The organism is Pseudomonas sp. PB120 (assembly GCF_009761815.1).
Lineage (GTDB): Bacteria > Pseudomonadota > Gammaproteobacteria > Pseudomonadales > Pseudomonadaceae > Aquipseudomonas.
The window spans coordinates 165,848-185,411 of the sequence record NZ_RWIN01000038.1; the positions used below are offsets into that span (position 1 = coordinate 165,848).

The following is a 19,564-nucleotide window of genomic DNA, read 5'->3' on the forward strand; positions in this document are numbered from 1 at the left end:
TCGATTCGAATTCGTTAGCCCCAACAGGACTGGCGCCGGTATCAGACCCGCGCCTGACCGGCATTCATTTTTCAGAGCAATCGATCGCATGACTTCAGCTATGCACACTGCCATTGGCGCAGCCCAACGCAGCGCCTCCTATTACACCGCCAGCCTCAATGACCCGACCCAGTACCCGACATTACAAGGTCAGGTCAGCGTCGACGTGGTGATTATCGGTGGCGGCTTCACCGGTGTCGCCAGCGCCGTGGAGCTGGCCGAACGCGGACTCAAGGTCGCGATTGTCGAAACCAATCGCATCGGCTGGGGTGCCAGCGGGCGCAACGGTGGCCAGGTCACCGGCAGCCTGTCGGGCGACGAGGCCATGCGCCAACAGATGCGCAGACGCCTGGGCGACGAAGTGGACGATTTCATCTGGCACCTGCGCTGGCGTGGCCATGAAATCATCGAGCAACGGGTGAGCAAGTACGCGATTGCCTGCGACCTCAAGCGCGGTCATTTGCATGCAGCGATGAAGCCCTCACACATGAACGTACTGCGAGCGTTTCACGATGAAGCACAACGACGCGGTATGGGCGATCAGGTCACCCTGCTCGATCAGGCCAGCGTGCGCGAGCATCTGGGCAGCGAGCTGTACCAGGGCGCGTTGAAAAACACCCGCAACCTGCACCTGCACCCGCTCAATCTTTGTCTGGGTGAAGCTCGCGCCGCACAGAGCCTGGGCGCATTGATCTTCGAGAACTCTGAAGTGCTGGAGATCGTCCATGGCGACCGGCCTGCGGTTATCACGGCCCAGGGCCGGATCGATGCGCGCCAGGTCCTGCTGGCCGGCGACGTCTACCACAAGCTTGAGCGCAAACAGCTCAAGGGCAAGATCTTCCCGGCCATGGGCGGCATTGTCACCACCGCTCCGCTCGGCGAGTTGGCGCGCAAGATCAACCCGCACGACCTGGCCGTTTATGACTGTCGATTTGTTCTCGATTACTACCGTCTGACGGGCGATGGTCGATTGCTGTTCGGCGGTGGTGCCAACTATTCCGGGCGCGATTCGCGAGACATCGCCGCCGAACTGCGCCCGTGCATCGAGCGCACGTTCCCGGCGCTAAAGGGCGTGGACATCGACTTTCAATGGAGTTGTGCGATGGGCATTGTGATGAATCGCATTCCGCAGTTGGGCAAGGTGTCGGACAACGTCTGGTATTGCCAGGGCTATTCCGGGCATGGCATCGCGACGAGCCATATCATGGGAGAGATCATGGCTGAGGCGTTGACGGGCACACTGGCGAAGTTCGATACCTTCGCCGGGTGCAAGCACATCAAGGTGCCGCTGGGCGATGTGTTCGGCAACCCGATGCTGTCGGTGGGCATGTGGTACTACCAGATGCTGGAAAAGCTTCGCCGATAGCCCATAAAAAGGTTCTTCACAGATGACCGGGAACGACACTCCCGGTCTTCATGATGAAGAACCTGCTAGCCGTCCAACCACGCTGTTACCAGTCCTGTAGCACTCGGTGACACTTGGCACTGTTGAGGTGCGCCCTGCAGATCGACTCTGCACCGCCCTCCCCGCCACATAAGGCCGATCCTGCCATGGCGCATTTCGTGCATCTGTTCTCACCCCTGACTCGTTTGAAGCCCCCATGCGCCCCAAGGAACTGAAACTCTGGACCAGCGGTGTTGCCCATTTACTGGACCTTCCTCCCGGGCATGCGCGGCTGGCGGGCTTAAGTCATTGGTTGCGGCAAGTCTGCCCGGTCGATCACTTCGTTCTGTTCGTCTACGAAGGCAATCATCGGCCGTTGGCGCTGTTCGACACTTTCGCAGCCGACAAGCGTGCGGTGTATGTCGATGACTATCAGTGCGGGCCCTATTTGCTTGATCCGTTCTACCTGGCCTGCACCCGCGGGCAAGCGCCTGGACTGTGGCGTTTGCGACAGTTCGCCCCCGACCACTTCTACCTCGGTGAGTATTACCTGACGTATTACCAGCAAACCGGCTTGGCCGAAGAAGTGGCGTTTTTCGTCGACCTCGGTGGCGGCGCCATGGCCGTGCTGTCGTTGATGCGATCCACCGCCAGTTGTGCTTTCAGTCGTGACGAGATGCAGTTGATCGAGTGCGCACAGGCCGTGGTTGAACAGGTCATCAATGAAGCCTGGCGTTTGCGTCAAGCCCAGCAACCGCGCCCGGCGCAGGACCTGGACTTCAAGATCCGCGAAGCCTTCGATCAGTTCGGCGCGCACATCCTCACCGGCCGTGAACAGGAAATTGTCCAGCTGCTGCTGCGCGGTCACTCCAGCGCCTCGGTGGCCGAACAACTGAACATCAGTCCTGGCACGGTGAAAATTCACCGCAAGAACATCTACGCCAAGCTCGGCATCGGCAGCCAGTCCGAATTGCTCGGGCTGTTTATTCGCGACCTTACAGGCCAGGAGCTGCTTGTCGAAGCCTGACACCTGAAACCGACTCTATCCCCCAAGGGATATATACAGCGCAAAACCCCGATTGCTAGTTTGGCCCCCGACGCATTGATTCATCACTGCAAGGGAGCCGGACTGTGAACGACACTACGTCAAGCGATATCGAATTCTGCAATGTGGTCAAACGCTATGGCGAGGTGTCAGCCGTCAATGGCCTGAACTTCGCGGTGCGTCGCGGCTCATTCCATTCCTTCCTCGGCGGTTCCGGTTGCGGCAAAACCACCACCCTGCGCATGATCGCCGGCTTCGAACAGCCCACCAGCGGCGAAGTGCGCCTGGCGGGCAAGAACGTGGCCGGCGTCCCGGCGTTTGAGCGCCCGGTGAACATGGTGTTCCAGCATTACGCCCTCTTCCCGCACCTGACCGTGGCGCAGAACATCGCCTATGGCCTGCGTTATCGGACCCCGCGCCCCGACAAGAAAGCCCAGCTGCGCATGGCGGATGAAGCGCTGGAAATGGTGCGTCTGAGCGGCTTCGGCCAACGCAAGCCGAGTGAGCTGTCTGGCGGTCAACAGCAGCGTGTGGCCCTGGCCCGGGCGCTGGTGAACAAGCCAACCGTGTTGCTGCTGGACGAGCCGCTGGCGGCGCTGGACCGCAAGCTGCGCAAGGAGATGCAGTCCGAATTGCTGCGCCTGCAACGCGAAGTCGGCATCACCTTCGTGCTGGTCACTCACGATCAGGAAGAAGCCTTGTCGATGAGTGACAGCATCAGCGTGATGCACAACGGTTCGATCATCCAGACCGCCACCCCCGAACAATTGTATGAAGCGCCGGCCAGTCGTTACGTCGCCGATTTCATTGGCGAATCCAATCTGTTCAACGGCACCGTGCGCCACCTTCAGGGCAACTCCGTGGTGCTGCGCACCGAGCAAGGACTGGAACTGACCAGCCCGCTGACGCCCACCGGCAGAGCCTTGAGCGCCGACGCCGCCGGTTGCATCGCGGTGCGCCCGGAGCTGATCAGCATCACCGCCGCCAACGCCGAACTGGCCCGCGAAGTGAAGCTGCAAGGCTGTGTGGAAGACCGCATCTACCTCGGCAATTCCACCGAATACCGCGTGCGCACCCAGGCCTTCGGCGTGGTGTGCGTGCGGGTGCCGCGCCAGCAGGATCACGGCGCCAATGCATTCGAACACGGCGCTGCAGTGAGCGTCGGCTGGGATCACGCCAATGGCCTGGCCATGGCGTTGTAAATCATCGATTCGTTTCATCAACCGGATGTGGAGCGTGCTATGGACCAGAAGACCTTTATCAAAACCCTGCGTAGCTGGCAGAACGGCTCGATCAGCCGCCGCGAGTTCCTTGGCCGCACCGGCCTGGGGATTGCCGCCGCGGTGGTTGCCACCAACATGCCCGGCCTGCTGACCTCAACCGCCGAGGCCGCCGAGCAGGCCAAGCTCGGCGATCGCCTGTCGCTGGCGACCTGGCCGAATTACCACAGCCAGGAAAACCTCGACACCTTCGCCAAAACCACCGGTGCGCGCGTGTCGATGAGCGTGTTCGGTTCCAACGAAGAGATGCTCGCCAAATTGCAGGCCGGTGGCAGCGGCTGGGACGTGCTGGTACCGACTAACTACACCATCAGCACTTACGTTGGCCTGGGCCTGATCGAACCCTTGGACCTGTCGCGCATTCCCAACTTCGAGGCGTCGGCGTTCCAGCAAAAATTCATGGCGCAAGGCACTGTGGACGGCAAGGTGTATGCGGTGCCAAAAAACTGGGGCACCACCGGCATGCTCTACGACACCGGCAAACTGAAGAACGGCCCCGCCAGCTGGAAAGAATTCTGGGCAGCAGCCCAAGGCCCCGCCAGCGGCCGGACGATGGTTCACGACTACCAGCTGACCGCCATTGGCAACGCACTGAAAAGCTTCGGCTACAGCTTCAACTCCCTGGACCCGAAAGAACTGGCCGATGCCGAAAAACTGCTGATCGAGGTCAAGCCGCACCTGTTCGCCATCAACTCCGACATCCAGCCGTCCATGCGCAGCGGCGATGCCTGGCTGGCGATGTCCTGGACCGGCGATGCCTCTCAGTTGCACCGCGACAACACGAAGATGCAGTTCGAACTGGGCAAGGAAGGTGGCGAACTGTGGAGTGACTTCTTTGCCATTCCCAAAAGCTCGGAACACAAGGACGCGGCCTACGCCTTCATCAACTACCTGCTCGATCCGCAGCACAACAAGCTCGAAGTGCTGAGCCACGGCTACCCGAGCGGCGACAAGCGCGTTGATGCGTTGCTGCCTACCGCGATGCTCGACGATCCGATCATGTACCCGGCCGCTGAAGCGCTCAGCCCTCTGGAGTTTGGTGCCGCCGCGACGCTCACCAGTCCGGCGCGCGCCGAGCTGATGGCTCGTTTCAAGTCCGCCTGATCGCCTGGCCATGGCCAATGAGGAGTCACCCATGAACGCCGCCACCCACCCGCAAACGGTGAAGCCGGGCACTGCCCTGTCGGTCGAGGTTCGCCAACGGCGCAGCCTCGGCCGGCGGATCACCTGGCTGATGCTCTTGCCTTCGACCTTGTGGTTCCTGCTGCTGTTGTTGATGCCGCTGGTGATCATTCTGGTCTTCAGTTTCGGCGAGCGCAGCGCTGTGGGCGGTTACGCCGGTGGCTTCACACTGGCCAACTACCTGAACCTCGGCTCCCGTGGCGCGGCGTTCAGCAACACGCTGATGCTGGCGCCGCTGGGCACGCTGGTGTGCCTGGTGGCGGCTTACCCGCTGGCGTATTTCCTGGCGGTCAAGGTCAGCAAGAACCGCTCGCTGCTGCTGACGCTGGTGATAGTGCCGTTCTGGACCAGTTTCCTGATTCGCACGTACGCCTGGATTTTCATCCTCAGCGGCAAGGGCATTCCGGCCTTGCTCGCCAGCCTTGGCCTGGAAGACGTGCGGCTGATCAATACGCCGTGGGCGGTGCTGATCGGCATCGTCTACGGCTACTTGCCGCTGATGGTGTTTCCGATTTACGTCAGCCTGGAAAAACTCGACAAGCGCCTGCTCGAAGCCTCGGCGGACCTGGGGGCCAGCGCGCTCGAAAGCTTCCGGCGGATCACCCTGCCCCTCTCAGCGCCCGGGATCATTACCGGGGTGATGCTGGTGTTCATCTTGTTGATGGGCGAGTTCCTGATCCCGGCCATTCTCGGCGGCGGCAAAGTGTTCTTTGTCGGCAACGCACTGGTCGACCTGTTTCTGCAATCGCGCAACTGGCCCTTCGGCAGCGCGCTGGCAATGACCTTGGTGGCGATGATGTTGCTGATCATCGGCGTGTATTTGAAACTCGTGGCGCGCTATGGCGGCCGCCCTGCCGACGGAGGGTTGTGACATGTGGCTGCGCAGCTATTCGACTTCGCTGTACCTGTTTCTCTACGCACCCATCGCATTGATCGTGCTGTTCAGCTTCAACGCCGGGCGCAGTGGCCTGGCGTTCGAATGCTGCTCGGTGCAGTGGTTTGGTCGCGCGTTTGGCAACCCGTTCATCATGGAAGCGCTGGGCCATAGCGCGTTCATTGCCTTCACTTCAGCGGTGATTGCCACCCTGTTCGGCACGCTCGCGGTGTTTGGTTTGCAACGTGCCGGCGCCAAAGTGCGGTTGCTGTTCGATGCGCTGACCTATTGCGCCATCATCGTTCCCGGGATCGTCATCGGCATCTCGACGCTGATTGCCTTCATTACCCTGTTCGACCTGATCAATCCGTTGCTGGCGAGCTGGATACCCAGCCTGCCACGGTTGAACATGGGCTTCTTTACCGTGATCGCCGCGCACTCGCTGTTCACCATGGCGTTGGTCATGGTGATCGTGCGCAGCCGCGTCGATTCACTGGACAAGGCCCTGCTGGAAGCCTCGGCCGACCTCTACGCGCCCCCCATGCAAACGTTCTGGCGGGTCACCCTGCCCCAGATCAGTCCGGCGATCATGGCCGGGTTTCTGCTGGCGTTCACTTTCAGCTTCGACGATTTCATCATCGCGTTCTTCGTCGCCGGCTCCGAAACAACCTTGCCGATCTACATCTTTTCATCCATCCGCCGCGGCGTGACCCCGGAGATCAATGCGGTGTCGACCGTCATCATCTGCGCGTCGCTGGCGTTGCTGTTCACTTCCCGCCACCTGCAAAACCGCCGCACCGGCCTCCAGGAGTCTCACCATGCGTGATCAGCTTTACATCAACGGCGAGTGGGTCAGCCCGGACCTGGGCGGTTACCTGGACGTCATCGACCCGGCCACCGGACAGGCTTTCCATCGGGTTGCCGCGGGCACCGAAGAAGACGTCGATCATGCGGTGCGCGCCGCCCGACGAGCGTTCGATAACGGCTGGAGCCAGACCACAGGCGCCGAGCGTGCGCAGTGGCTGGAAGCGTTGGCGGATGAACTGGCCAGTGGTCAACAGGCGCTGGCTGAACTGGAAGTGCGCGACAACGGCAAACCGTTGCCCGAAGCGCAGTGGGACGTTGCCGATGCGATCGGTTGCTTTCGTTACTACGCCGGGCTGGCGCGGGAACTGGATCAACAACAGGACCAACCGCTGGCACTGCCGGACGAGCGTTTTCGCTGCCGCATCCGCCATGAACCGATCGGTGTCGCCGGGCAGATCATTCCCTGGAACTACCCATTGTTGATGGCGGCATGGAAGGTCGCGCCTGCCTTGGCCGCCGGAGCCTCGGTGGTGTTGAAACCGTCCGAACTGACGCCGCTGACGGCGCTCGAACTGGCTGCGGCTGCCGACCGCATCGGTTTGCCGGCCGGGGTCCTGAACGTCGTGACCGGTCTGGGTGCCGACGCCGGCGGCCCGCTCACCGAACACCCGGGCGTGGACAAACTGGCCTTCACTGGCAGCGTGCCCACCGGGGCAAAAATCATGTCGGCGGCCGCTCGTGACATCAAGAACATCAGCCTGGAGCTCGGCGGAAAGTCTGCGTTCATTGTGTTCGACGACGCCGATGTCGAGGCGGCGGTGGAATGGATTCTGTTCGGGATTTTCTGGAACCAGGGCCAGGTGTGCAGCGCCACTTCTCGCTTGCTGGTCCAGGAAAACATCGCCTCGCGGTTGATCGAGCGACTGGTGGAGGAAACCCGCAAGATCACCATCGGCCCCGGGATGGAAGCCGGCGTGCTGTTGGGGCCTTTGGTCAGCCGAGGACAGCACGATAAGGTCCTCGGCTTTATCGATCAGGGATTGGCCAGCGGTGCACGCCTGCTCACCGGGGGGCGGCTGCCGGCGCATCTGCCGGAGGGCTATTTCATCGAACCGGCCATCTTTGACGAGCCCGGACACAGCAGCATCCTCTGGCGCGAAGAGGTGTTCGGCCCAGTGCTGTGCATCAAGCGCTTCAAGACCGAAGAGCAAGCCCTGCAAATGGCCAACGCCAGCCGCTTCGGCCTCGCCGCCGCCGTGATGAGCGCTGATCTGCAACGCACCGCCCGCGTCGCCAACCAACTGCGCGCCGGGATTATCTGGGTGAATTGCTCGCAACCGACCTTCGTCGAAGCACCCTGGGGCGGCATGAAACACAGCGGTATTGGCCGGGAACTCGGTGAATGGGGGCTGCACAATTATCTGGAGGTGAAGCAAGTGACCGAATACGTCAGCGACCAGCCATGGGGCTGGTACCTGAAATAGTCGGTCGGTTCTTTAGTTCAAGCACCCTCCCTACGACGGGTATTGCTTGCCTTGAACAAACGCGAAATAAAAAAGGCCCTTTTCGGGCCTTTTGAATTCAATGTTCGGGTTCGTCTACAGGGTGTAAGAAATACCGACCTGCACCGTTCTCGGTTCACCCGGGTAAGCGTAGACATTGCCAAAGGCGCCTTCTTCGTAATCCCGGTCGAAGACGTTTTTCACATCGAGATTCAGCCGGACCTGGTCATTGATCTTGTAGAAGCCAAGCAGATCGACGACGGTGTAACTGCCCATCGAAAACGCCGTATTAGCCGTTTGCCCCGCACGTTCATCGACATACTTGCCGCCCGCACCCAGGCCCAGTCCTTTGAGAGTGCCGTCCTGGAACTCATAGACGTTGAGCAGGCTGAAGCTGTTTTTCGGAATGTTCATCAGCCGGGTGCCCGACTGGATCACGTTGTCTTTGGTGACCTCGGCGTCGACATAGGCATAGCCCCCAATCACTCGCCACTGCGGGGTGATATTGCCCGCCACGTTCAGGTCAAGGCCACGGCTGCGTACTTCGCCAGCCGCCACGCTGAAGGTCGAGTCCACGGGGTCGGTGGTCAGGACGTTACGTTTTTCAATCTGATAGATCGCCGCGTCCACGCTCAGCTGACGATCCAGCGCTTCCCATTTGACGCCCATTTCATAGGACTTGCCCTTTTCTGGCTCAAAGCCGCCACCCTGACGGCTGGCCCCGGTATTGGGCTTGAATGAGCGCGCTGTATCGGCATAAACCGCCACGGTTTCAGTGAGGTCATAAAGCACGCCAAGACGCGGCGTCACTGCATTGTCGCTCGCTTCCCAGCTTCTGCCACCGGGTACAAAGGTTTCGTAATCATGTTCGAAACGCTCGAAACGGGCGCCTGCCAAAACCTTCAAACGTTCAGTCAATGCCACCTGATCCTGAACGAACGCGGCGTAGGTCTTGAGGTTTTCCTTATCGTTGGTCGGGGTGCGGGTCAGCGCCGGGCGAGGTTGGCCATACACCGGGTTGAAAATATCAATCGGGTAGGCACTGACCGCACCGCTGGAGCGCTGGATGATGGATTTGTAGTCGTAATCTTCGTACTCGATGCCGGTCAACAAGGTGTGGTCGAAGCCGCCGGCTGAAAAATGCCCGGTGAGGTTCAGTTGGGTGTCCTTGTCCGTCCACTCCAGCTTGCGATAGTTGAAGTTGCGCCCCAGCGTGCGCCCATCGGCTGCCACGCCATTGGCTTCGACGGCGTTGCCTTGCAAGGTGCCATCGAGCCATTGGAAACCGCCGCCCAATGTCCAGTCGTCATTCAGGAAATGCTCGAAACGCAGTTGGGCCATGTTGTTGTCGTTGTGCAATTTGCCGACGTCTTTTTCTCCGAAGAGCGTGTCGCGCGACGCGGTGCCAACCTGATTGGGATAACGCGTCAGGCCGCGATCCAGCGGGTGGTTGTTGCGCATGAAGTCGCCTTCGAAGATCACCTTGGTGTCGTCGGTGGCCTGCCAGGAAATAACCGGCGTCACGCCATAGCGTTCGGTTTCGACATGGTCGCGAAAGGTATCACCGCCCTCTCCCACCACGTTCAGGCGATAAGCCAGACGGCCTTCTTCGTCGAGCGGGCCGGAGGCATCCAGTGTGCCGCGCTTCATTCCCTGATCGTCAAGCTGGCTGCCCAGCGTCACCGTGCGTTCAGCCAGAGGTTGCTTAGAAACCACGTTGAACGTGCCACCAGGATCACCCCGGCCATAGAGCGTCGTTGCAGGGCCGCGCAGTACTTCCAGCCGCTCGATGGTGTTTGCATCCGGCATGTTCGGGTAACCACGGTTGATCGGAAACCCGTTGCGATAGAACTCGCCGGTGGTAAATCCGCGCACCGTAAAGGTGGTCAGCCCCTGGCCACCGAAGTTGTTGGCCCGCCCCACTCCGCCGGCGTAGTCCAGCGCGTCCTGAAGGCGGGTGGCCCCGATGTCCTCGACCACATCCTTGGTGACCACGCTGATCGACTGCGGTGTTTCATGAATCGCCGTGTCGGTTCGCGTCGCGCTGGCGGAGCGCGTTGCACGGTACCCCTTCACCGGCCCCTGGGCCGTTTCGTACTCCGAGGTGCCGACGATGTCGGTCGCTTGTAGCTCCAGGCTGGCCTTATCGGTTGTTGCTTGCTCCGCCCAGGATGAGGCGGAAAAAGCCTGAAGCACACAGATAGACACCAAAGTACGACGCATCGAAAGAACCTTGTGTAAATAGCCAAATAGGGCGGCATACATGCCAATAATTTGCGGCGCATGGTATACCACATTATCGGCTTTTGATACGTATTCGCATTTGTATTTTCTGGATGTAATTTTTGTGTGCCGCCACAAACCTGTCGAAAAATTCATTTAGCGGCGAACAGCGCGAAAGGCCGTGAGCGTCAGGATGAGTCCAAGCCAACCCACACCGCGTTGGCTCAACTCACCACTGGAGTACACACATGAACAGCCTTAAAGCCCTTTTGATCGTGACCTTGATGACTGCCTCCATCGCCGCAATGGCAGAAGGCGGTGGCGATACCGTGATGGCGAAAATGGAAGCCGCCAGGGCCACCGCCATGGCCACGCCTCTACCGTCAGGGGCTAACACGGCTACCGCTACGGTCAGCAACCAGAACACCTCCTCCAATGACGTCTCGCGTTCGAATTGACCCCGTCAATTCTGAAAATCTTGCGCGGCATCGGCTAAATTATCGAGGTTCAACAGGTTATGAACGGTCCAACTCCAACGCCCGCCAACTTCAGCATTGCGTTGGTCAACTACAAAACGCTTGATCTGACCAAGACCTGTCTCACGCTTTTGCAGGAGGCGCTGCGCGGGACGGGTGTTCCGGTGATCGTGGTGGATAACCACTCCGACGATGCGAGCAGCGAGTACTTGCGTTCGCTGGACTGGATCGAACTGATCGAGCGCAAACACACAGGCCCCGAAGCGGGAAATCTTGCCCATGGTCGGGCGCTGGACCTCGCTTTGGAGCGGGTTGAAACCGACTATCTGTTTCTGATGCACACCGACACCTTCATTTACGACCCGGCCGTCTTCGCGATGATGATCGACCAATGCATGTGGCACCGCGAAGTGGCAGCCGTGGGCTGTCTGGAGCAGTTGGATCGGGGAGTCGTTCGCTCGGCCTGGCGCCTTGCCTCACGTTTTTGCAAGCACTACACCCGCCGGAGTCTGTTGGCGCTCGGCGTTCAGGCAAGAGCGCCCAAGCCGTATCGAGAAAAGCATCTGAAGAGTTTCTGCACACTGTGGAATGTGGCGCTCATCAAGCACCACGGCTTTCACTTTCAAATGGATGACCGCAATCCGGGTTACGAACTGCAGGACCGCATGACGGCCCGCGGCTACGCGGTGCGCTTTGTTTCTCCGCGAAAGATGTTCCGGTACCTGGATCACATTCAAAGCGGCACCGTGTCAGCGATGGGCGGTTATGCGCGCAATCACCGCAGGGTTCGGATGTACGAGCAGAGCTGCTTCGCCGTTGAAAATCGCGGCCGTTGATAACGGGTATGCCTGCTCTTTGTTTTTCAAGGTGACGACGCGCGATTACCGTTGCTCCATTCTTCTATGATCTGGAGCAACCTATGAAAAATGTCTTTGGCTTGAACGTGATCTTTTCGGCATTTACCTCAACGCCAACTGCGCGCGACGCTGTTGAGGATGACAGCGGTTTCAATCCGTCGCCTGATGCCGTGAGCCGGGCACGTATGCTGCGCAGAACTCTGAAGCGCACCGAGCGTTTTGACGATGCCCGCAAGGCAAGTTGAGAAAATAAGGGACCTTTTCATCGGGTCGGTTGCCATAACGCCCCATAGAAAGTGGCCAGTCACGCGAGCTGTATGGCCCAGACTTAGATATCGTCCCGCGCCATTCGCGTCGATAAAGTCCAGAGCACATGTCACCTCTTCCCTCAGTCCAAGACCACAAAAGCAAGAAACGCGACAATGTCATCCTGCGTTCAACCAGGTCGTGAAATACCGTGATGTCGCAGTTTGCGATACAGCGTATTGCGGCTGATCCCCAGGCGTGCGGCAACACGGGCGATATGCCAATGTTCCGCCTCAATTAGCGTGAGCAGCGTCTGCCGCTCGGATAGGCCCAATGGATTTTCGGCCAGTTCGACTTCTTCTGGTGCTGCCGGCAGCAACTCCGCCAAGTCCTCCAGTGTGACACGCCCCTCCAGCGCCAACGCTACCAGTGTGCGCAGGCACGTACGCAACTGCCGGACGTTGCCTGGCCAAGGCTGAGCCAACAGACGCTGTCTGACGCCCTCCTCCAACCGAACTCTGGCGCCCGCCGACTCCTCGCGCAGTAACAGATCAAGCAAACGCCCCTTGTCCGATCGTTCGCGCAGCGGTGGGAGCTGCACGGCAAACCCGGCAACGCGGTAGAACAGATCCTCGCGCAAACGCCCTTCGGCCACACAGGCGTGTAGATCCTGGTGGCTGGCGCTGATGAGGCGAATGTCCACGGGACGTGCCGTCGCGCCGCCTAAAGGCACCACCTGACGCTCCTCCAGAACGCGTAGCAGCCGAGTCTGCAATGCCAGCGGCATATCGGCGATCTCATCCAGAAACAGTATGCCGCCGTGGGCCTGTTCCAGCTTACCGATCATCCCGTCTTTACGAGCACCGGTGAAGCTGCCGCCGCGATAGCCGAACAGCTCGCTTTCGATCAGCGCTTCCGGGATGGCTGCGCAATTGATCGCCACAAACGGCTGGTTGGCACGGGAGCTGGCACGGTGCAGCGCCGCCGCAAACGCTTCTTTGCCAGTGCCGGTTTCGCCCTGCAAAAACACCGGAACGTCACGTTCCAAAACACGTAACGCGCGAGCAAAGCCTCGTTGCAGGCGTGGGTCTTCCAGGCAGACGTGCACGTCGTTGAAGCTGGGAGTTGCGGGAATGACCAAGGGCGCCTGGCGCACGGGTTCTCGTAGCTGCCCGTAGAACTGGCGTCCGTTCAGAAGTCGCATCGGCCAACAGACACTCGGTTGAGCGCTGGCCTGGCTCATTACCTGCTCGATAGGTGTTTCCAACAGCATGGTTAGAGACTGGCCGATCACTTGATCACGACTGAGGCCCAACAGCTCCAGCGCAGCAGGGTTGACGGAGCAAATACGCGCACTCTCGTCGAAACTGAGCAGTCCCTCACCCAGCAGCCCAACGAAGCCTGCCTCAGGGTGAAAGCGCAGCAAGTATCGCTGCGGATCATGCCCCAGGAAAAAACAACTCTCTATCAGCTTGGCGGACAGGTTGGTCAGTGCCATGGCCTGGAAGTGTTGCTGAAGGCTGAGGTCATCCCTCACAGAAGAGAGGTTGAGCACGGCCAGCAACTCTCCACTCGCATTGAATATCGGGCTCGCCGAACAGGTCAGACCGACGTGCTTGCCACGGAAATGCTCATCACGACGGATGGTGACGTGCTTTTGCTCGACCAGGCAGGTGCCAACACCGTTGGTGCCTTCACAGTCCTCACTCCAGACCGAGCCAAGCCACAACCCGGAACGTTGAAATTCGGCTCGTTCGGATTCGTTGAACACACTGTCGATCGCTACACCCCGAGCATCGGTGAGCAGCACCACGTGGCCATCACGACCGAGTTGTTGGTGCAGGTTGTTCATCTGCCAGTGCGCCACACCGATGATGTGCTCCAGTGGTGCGCGGTGATCCTGCAAGCGTGGATGCTCTAAGACGTTAGGTGCGCGCCGACTGGCAGGATCGAGCTGATACTGATCCAGACACCGGCGCCAGGACCGTGTGATGGCCCGGTCAGCAATCGGACTGTGGTTGGCGTGAATGCCCTGCACGGCTTGCAGCACCTGCTGTGCATGGGCGTTGATCAGGGCCGGCTTCATTGTTCTTGTTCTCCGTTACGGTTAGGACACGGGTCTGTTCGCAGCTTATATGAAAAGCTCGCAACGAGCGCTTTTTGCACCGAGTGACACTGTGTCATCCGTCATTTCCAGATTCGTGACATAGATCCGAGCCACCGCCTGAACAGTACTGCGCCAGCCGCTCTGCAACGGGGCTTTCACGGAGATGGCCCGGGCCTTGCTCAGGGGCAGGTTGTTACAAAAACAACAAGATCGGAGAAGCCCATGAACATTGCTGTCGAAACACCCCTGAACACGCCAACTGCTCAGCTCGCGGCTTGGGTCGAAAACCTCGGCGAGCGTCTCGCCCAACGTGATGTGAACGGCACCGTGGAACTGTTTGCCGAAGAGTGTCACTGGCGTGACCTGCTCCTTTTCAGCTGGAACCTGGTCACCCTGGAAGGCAAGCCTGCCATCCGAGACATGCTCGAAACACGCCTAAACCAGACTCGCCCCGAAGGGTGGAAAGTGGAAGGTGAGGCTTCGTTGAATAACGGTGTGCTGGAGGGCTGGATCAGCCTGGAAACCGAAGCGGCGCGAGGCAAAGGCTACGTGCGCCTGAAGGAAGGCCTGTGCTGGACGCTGCTGACGACCATGCGCGAGCTCAAAGGCTTTGAAGAGCCCAGCGGTCGCCGTCGCCCGATGGGTGCCAGTCATGGTCACGCCCACGCAGACAAACGCAACTGGCTGGAGCGCCGACGCGATGAAGAAGCTTCGCTGGGTATCACCACCCAACCCTATTGCCTGATCGTAGGCGGTGGCCAAGGGGGGCTGGGGTTGGCTGCGCGACTCAAGCGAATGGGCGTACCCACCCTGATCGTCGACAAAGCCGAGCGTCCTGGCGATCAGTGGCGCGGTCGCTACAAGTCGCTGTGCCTGCACGACCCTGTCTGGTACGACCATATGCCTTACCTGCCCTTCCCCGATCACTGGCCCGTCTTTACCCCAAAAGACCAGATAGGCGACTGGCTGGAAATGTACACCAAAGTCATGGAGCTCAATTATTGGCCGCGCACGGAATGCGTGAGCGCCAGCTTTGATGAACAAAGTGGTACCTGGAAGGTTGAAGTGCGGCGTGATGGCGAGCGTGTGACGTTACAGCCTACCCAACTGATCCTGGCCACCGGCATGTCTGGCGTACCCAATGTTCCAGGTTATCCGGGTGCCGAGGTTTTCAATGGCCAGCAGCATCATTCCAGTCGCCATCCTGGCGGTGACGCCTGGAGCGGCAAGCGCGCCGTGGTCATCGGTGCGAACAATTCGGCACATGACATCTGCGCCGACCTGGTGGAGAACGGCGCCGAGGTGACCATGGTGCAACGCTCCAGCACCCACATCGTGCGTTCCGACAGCCTAATGGACCTTGTTTTCGGCGGGCTCTACTCGGAAGACGCCCTGGAGACCGGGTTGACCACAGACAAGGCCGACATGCTGTTCGCCTCAATCCCCTACAAAGTAATGCCAAGCTTTCATCAGCCCATCTTTGACGCGATCAAGGAGCGCGACAAGGACTTCTACGATCGCCTGGCCAAAGCAGGGTTTATGCTCGATTTCGGTGACGACGAGTCTGGCCTTTTCATGAAATATGTACGCCGTGGTTCTGGTTACTACATCGACGTCGGCGCCTCCGAACTGATCGCTAACGGCACGATCAAGCTCAAGAGCGCCCCTGGCCTGGGTGTCGAACGCATCGAAGCCGATGCCGTTGTGCTCAACGATGGCAGCCGACTGCCGGCCGATCTGATCGTCTACGCCACGGGCTACGGCTCGATGAATGGATGGGCGGCGAAGCTGATTTCCCAGGAAGTCGCTGACAAGGTCGGCCGGTGTTGGGGATTGGGTTCTGGCACCACGAATGACCCTGGCCCGTACGAGGGCGAACTGCGGAACATGTGGAAGCCCACGCAGCAGGACAACCTCTGGTTCCACGGTGGCAACCTGCACCAGTCACGGCATTACTCGCTGTATCTGGCGCTGCAGTTGAAAGCGCGGTTTGAAGGCATCGACACATCCGTCTATGGCCTAGCAAAGAGTCACCACACCGGCTGAGTCAAATGGCGCCCAGCCGTGGTTGGGCGCCCCTCTTCGTAGGTATCACTTTTTCTTTTTAGCCGACTTTTCTGCTTTATCTGATTTCTTGGCTTTTTCTGGCTTGCTATCAGCTTTTTTTGCAGATTTCTTAGGTTCGGCATCCTTCTTCTTCCCGGAAGATTTGGAAAGAGCCGAGGCCGATGTTGATTTCTTTTCCGGTGATGATTTTTTGTCTTTCAAATCCTTGCTGGCTTTCGAAGCATCACCTTTGCTTTTCTTATCGTCTTTAGCCACGTTGACCACCTCTCGAAGCATGCCGGTATTGGCAGGTTGACTGTGGAAATGTCCACAAGCTAATCATTAGGTAATCCCTTCCAATAGCCGTTCAATATTTCTGGGAGTCGAGATAGTCTGATCGATTTTGCATATTTTTTTCGTCAACCGCGCCGACTTACACAACAGCGTCTGCAGGTTAGTAAGCGAAAACGTCTGACGCCTTTTGGTTACAGCAGGCTTGGCTTGAAGGTGCCATCGCTAATCATCTGTGCGGTCTCTTCATCGTCGTGCTGCTGGCAAAGGAATTCGCGAATCAACTGTGCAGTTTGCCTTGCGCTGGTAACCACGAAAAAATGTCCCTCACCCTCCAGGATGTGCAGTTCAGCGCGGCGGATGCTGCGGCGCATAATATGTGCGTTGTACACCTGCACCAAGGTGTCGCGGTCGCCTGTCAGGATCAGCGTGCGTTGTCGCAGACGGAACAGCCGAAGCACGCTTGTCCAGCCGATTAAGGCAACAAGCTGGTAGTAATACGCTCGCGGATTAACGCTGAGCATGCCTTTGACTACACCGAATCGCAGCAGCGTCCTTATCGAATGACGCGAGTCATCTTTTTTGTGCAATTTGGAACCTTTGCGGCTGCCAAAAAAATCCACGATGTCGGCGGGTTTCACCAGCACAACCGGGCCTGCAGAGGTGGCCGCAAGGATTAGGCGGCGCACCATGCTCGGGTAACGCAGGGCGAACTCTTGCGCCAATGCACCGCCCCAACTCACGCCGAATACGTCGAGTTGGTCGATTCCCAATTGTTGGAGCATCTCGGCGATCAAGTCGGCATGGCGCGGCAGACGTATTGGCCAGCGGGGCATTTGCGATTTCCCTACTCCTGGCACGTCTAACGTAATGGTGGTGTAGTCCGTCAGTTCATCGCGCAGGGGATCGAAGGTACGGATCAAACCACCCAAGCCATTGAGCAAAAGGAGCGGCGAGCCTTCACCACTGATTGAAACGTTCAACTGCCAGTGATTAACGGTCAGTTTGTGCGTTGTCATGATTCCGCCTTTGGGTCTACGGGCACGCTCCTTATCCGGCTTCCGCGGCTAAGAAACCAGCCTGCTGCCTGACAGCCGGCGGAGACATACCAGAACGAGTCAAGCCGCTGGCTTGAGCACAACTTTCGTCCAGCCCTTATCGCGTGCATCGAAATGCTTGTAGGCGTCCGGCCCTTCGGCGAGTTTCAGGCGATGCGAGATGATCTGTGCAGGATTGGCCCGACCGTGATGAATGAGCTCGGCGAGGCGGCGGTTGTAGTGTTTGACGTTGGCTTGACCGGTGCGGATCTGCTGCCCCTTGAACCAGAAAGAGCCGAAATCGAATGCCATCTTGCCTTGCTTGGCGAGCTCGTTTTCGGCCCCTGGATCTTGCGGCACAAACACGCCAACAACGCCGATGCCGCCAGTGGCCTTTGTGGAGGCGACAAGGTTGTTCATGGTCAGATGATTGGCTTCATGGCCGTGGCGGTCGCAGCACTGATAACCCACACACTCGCAACCACGGTCGGTGCCTTTGCCATGGGTCAGATTGAGAATCTGATCCACCGCCTCTTTCTCAAGTGAGTTGATTGGGGTCGCTCCCAATTGGGCGGCCAGCTTCAAACGGTCGGGATGATTGTCGACAACGAAGACTTGAGACGCGCCTTTGATCATGGCCGAGTGCGCAGCCATCAAACCGACCGGGCCAGCTCCGTAAATCGCGATGCTCTCACCTGGCAAGAGGCCAGCCAGTTCAGTCGCGTGCCAGCCGGTCGGAAAGATGTCAGAGAGCATGACGTAATCATCCTCGCGCTCCTCAGCATCTTCAGGTAGTACCAGACAATTGAAGTCGGCATACGGCACGCGGAGCAGTTCAGCTTGCCCGCCTTGGTAAGGCCCCATATCGGCGAATCCATAAGCGGCACCAGCGTTACCGGGGTTGGCGGTCAGGCAAAAACCGGTCAGGCCTTTTTCGCAGTTCTCGCAAAACCCGCAACCAATGTTAAACGGCAGACAAACCCGGTCACCGACTTTTACGCGATCAACGCCAGCGCCGACCTCGATCACTTCACCGAGATTCTCGTGGCCAAATACCCTTCCGGTCTCCATTGATGTACGGCCTTCATACATGTGCAAGTCCGATCCACAGATATTGGTTGTGGTGATTCGAACCAGGACGTCAGTGGATTTCTCAATTCTGGCATCCGCGACATTTTGCACGCTGACATCACGCGGGCCGTTATAAACGATAGCTTTCATGGTGTTCTCCCGTTAGCAAGGCGACGGAAAAATTCGTCTGCTCAGACTTATCTGTCTGAAGGGCAAGCACCTCCGTTCAATCGTTTCAGAGGCATGTCTGACGGACGGTACTGCGCGGCACTGAATGTCGAAAACAATGAATTAAATGAGTACGCTGCTTTCTATTTCCGAGTCGCGTGCAGTGATGAAGGCTCAGAACGGCTTCTAAATTCGCCCCTCAATACAAAACAGCAGCGGCTTCCCTCATAAAAATCTCGACAGTCTTTGGCCCTATACCTTCAAATTCAGACAAGCGTTTTTCGAACGCCTGACGATCACCGCTAGTCGCAACGATGTTGCTGACCTTGCCGTCGTATTCAGCATTCATCTTGTTGGCCAATGCCAATAACCGCGACGCCGTAGTCTCGTCATAACGGACGTAGTGAGCCTGACCTAGCATCACCACCAACTGACGGTGAGTGCAATGCGCGATTTTCTGTGGCGTATCGAGTCTGTGTTGCTCGACGATAATCTGATACGCCTTGGCAGCAATCGCCCCCTGAATTCTTTTGCCCATCAGAAAACTGGCAAGCAGCCATTTGAAGAGCCCGGTTTCATTTGCACCTTGAAGGTCGATTTGTAAGTCATGTGCGCTGATCAGATTGCTCACTGGTTCATTCCTTCAGGCCATGGTCTCAATGTAGACCGCATCGCTGCGGCGAACGATTCAACTGAGTGAGGCATGGATAAAGGAACCCTTATTCATGCGTGGCGCCTAATGGTGATCCCAAGTGATGGAGATAGACCCAATGCATCTATCTGAGACAAGCCAAGTCATGGAAGCGCTGTCAGTTAACGAAGCTAACCTGAAGCTTCATGAAGGCTGGTCATTGATATCGGTGGTCGTCACAACCCATCCTAATGGGCAGCTTCACCCCTGCTACATTCTTGGAAAATCGAAAGCTTTA

Annotated in this window: 17 protein-coding genes; 11 read left to right on the plus strand and 6 right to left on the minus strand. The window is 58.6% G+C overall.

The window, feature by feature from the left end; all coding sequences use genetic code 11:
- The first annotated feature begins 100 nt into the window (after positions 1–100).
- The 7 genes from EJA72_RS07070 (at position 101) to EJA72_RS07100 (ending at position 8,095) form a co-directional block, all read left to right on the plus strand.
- On the plus strand, positions 101–1,405 hold the full coding sequence (locus EJA72_RS07070; RefSeq protein ID WP_157710770.1) for an FAD-binding oxidoreductase: 1,305 nt from the start codon (positions 101–103) through the stop codon (positions 1,403–1,405).
- Positions 1,406–1,640: 235 nt separating this feature from the next.
- On the plus strand, positions 1,641–2,450 hold the full coding sequence (locus tag EJA72_RS07075; protein ID WP_157710771.1) for a response regulator transcription factor: 810 nt from the start codon (positions 1,641–1,643) through the stop codon (positions 2,448–2,450).
- A gap of 104 nt (positions 2,451–2,554) precedes the next feature.
- Positions 2,555–3,670 (plus strand): ABC transporter ATP-binding protein, encoded by a 1,116-nt coding sequence (locus EJA72_RS07080; protein ID WP_178129139.1) that lies wholly within the window; start codon positions 2,555–2,557, stop codon positions 3,668–3,670.
- 39 nt (positions 3,671–3,709) lie between these two features.
- Positions 3,710–4,852 carry a PotD/PotF family extracellular solute-binding protein gene (locus EJA72_RS07085; protein ID WP_157710772.1) on the plus strand — a complete coding sequence of 381 codons (1,143 nt, stop codon included), beginning with the start codon at positions 3,710–3,712 and terminating at the stop codon, positions 4,850–4,852.
- Positions 4,853–4,883: 31 nt separating this feature from the next.
- Positions 4,884–5,801, plus strand: coding sequence for an ABC transporter permease (locus EJA72_RS07090; RefSeq protein WP_157710773.1), 918 nt, complete (start codon positions 4,884–4,886; stop codon positions 5,799–5,801).
- A 1-nt stretch (position 5,802) separates the two neighbouring features.
- On the plus strand, positions 5,803–6,630 hold the full coding sequence (locus EJA72_RS07095) for an ABC transporter permease (RefSeq protein WP_157710774.1): 828 nt from the start codon (positions 5,803–5,805) through the stop codon (positions 6,628–6,630).
- Positions 6,623–8,095 (plus strand): aldehyde dehydrogenase family protein, encoded by a 1,473-nt coding sequence (locus EJA72_RS07100; RefSeq protein WP_157710775.1) that lies wholly within the window; start codon positions 6,623–6,625, stop codon positions 8,093–8,095. The genes EJA72_RS07095 and EJA72_RS07100 overlap by 8 nt, the downstream gene beginning before the upstream one ends.
- A gap of 114 nt (positions 8,096–8,209) precedes the next feature.
- On the opposite strand, the gene EJA72_RS07105 is transcribed toward EJA72_RS07100, so the two are convergent.
- A complete protein-coding gene (locus EJA72_RS07105) occupies positions 8,210–10,336 on the minus strand; it encodes a TonB-dependent siderophore receptor (protein ID WP_157710776.1) in 2,127 nt (708 codons plus the stop codon).
- Positions 10,337–10,584: 248 nt separating this feature from the next.
- On the opposite strand from EJA72_RS07105, the gene EJA72_RS07110 reads away from it, so the two are divergent.
- From EJA72_RS07110 to EJA72_RS07120, 3 genes are all read left to right on the plus strand, one after another.
- Entirely contained in the window at positions 10,585–10,794 is a 210-nt protein-coding gene (locus EJA72_RS07110) for a co-regulatory protein PtrA N-terminal domain-containing protein (RefSeq protein WP_157710777.1), read from the plus strand.
- A 59-nt stretch (positions 10,795–10,853) separates the two neighbouring features.
- The gene (locus EJA72_RS07115) at positions 10,854–11,648 is read left to right on the plus strand and encodes a glycosyltransferase (RefSeq protein WP_157710778.1); all 795 of its coding nucleotides are present in this window, start codon (positions 10,854–10,856) and stop codon (positions 11,646–11,648) included.
- An 83-nt stretch (positions 11,649–11,731) separates the two neighbouring features.
- Positions 11,732–11,914 (plus strand): hypothetical protein, encoded by a 183-nt coding sequence (locus EJA72_RS07120; RefSeq protein ID WP_157710779.1) that lies wholly within the window; start codon positions 11,732–11,734, stop codon positions 11,912–11,914.
- A 191-nt stretch (positions 11,915–12,105) separates the two neighbouring features.
- Here EJA72_RS07120 and EJA72_RS07125 read toward each other — a convergent pair whose 3' ends face one another.
- Positions 12,106–14,001 (minus strand): sigma-54-dependent Fis family transcriptional regulator, encoded by a 1,896-nt coding sequence (locus tag EJA72_RS07125; protein ID WP_157710780.1) that lies wholly within the window; start codon positions 13,999–14,001, stop codon positions 12,106–12,108.
- A 243-nt stretch (positions 14,002–14,244) separates the two neighbouring features.
- Here EJA72_RS07125 and EJA72_RS07130 point away from each other — a divergent pair, with 243 nt between their 5' ends.
- Complete coding sequence (locus EJA72_RS07130) at positions 14,245–16,068, plus strand: NAD(P)/FAD-dependent oxidoreductase (RefSeq protein WP_157710781.1); 1,824 nt, start codon at positions 14,245–14,247, stop codon at positions 16,066–16,068.
- 45 nt (positions 16,069–16,113) lie between these two features.
- Here the strand turns inward: EJA72_RS07130 and EJA72_RS07135 are convergent, their stop codons facing one another.
- The 4 genes from EJA72_RS07135 to EJA72_RS07150 form a co-directional block, all read right to left on the minus strand.
- The gene (locus tag EJA72_RS07135; RefSeq protein WP_178129141.1) at positions 16,114–16,353 is read right to left on the minus strand and encodes a hypothetical protein; all 240 of its coding nucleotides are present in this window, start codon (positions 16,351–16,353) and stop codon (positions 16,114–16,116) included.
- 200 nt (positions 16,354–16,553) lie between these two features.
- Entirely contained in the window at positions 16,554–17,378 is an 825-nt protein-coding gene (locus EJA72_RS07140; protein WP_157710783.1) for an alpha/beta fold hydrolase, read from the minus strand.
- Between the two features lie 99 nt (positions 17,379–17,477).
- Positions 17,478–18,617, minus strand: coding sequence for a glutathione-independent formaldehyde dehydrogenase (locus tag EJA72_RS07145; protein WP_157710784.1), 1,140 nt, complete (start codon positions 18,615–18,617; stop codon positions 17,478–17,480).
- Between the two features lie 217 nt (positions 18,618–18,834).
- The gene (locus EJA72_RS07150; RefSeq protein WP_178129143.1) at positions 18,835–19,266 is read right to left on the minus strand and encodes a DNA methylase; all 432 of its coding nucleotides are present in this window, start codon (positions 19,264–19,266) and stop codon (positions 18,835–18,837) included.
- Positions 19,267–19,564: the final 298 nt, after the last annotated feature.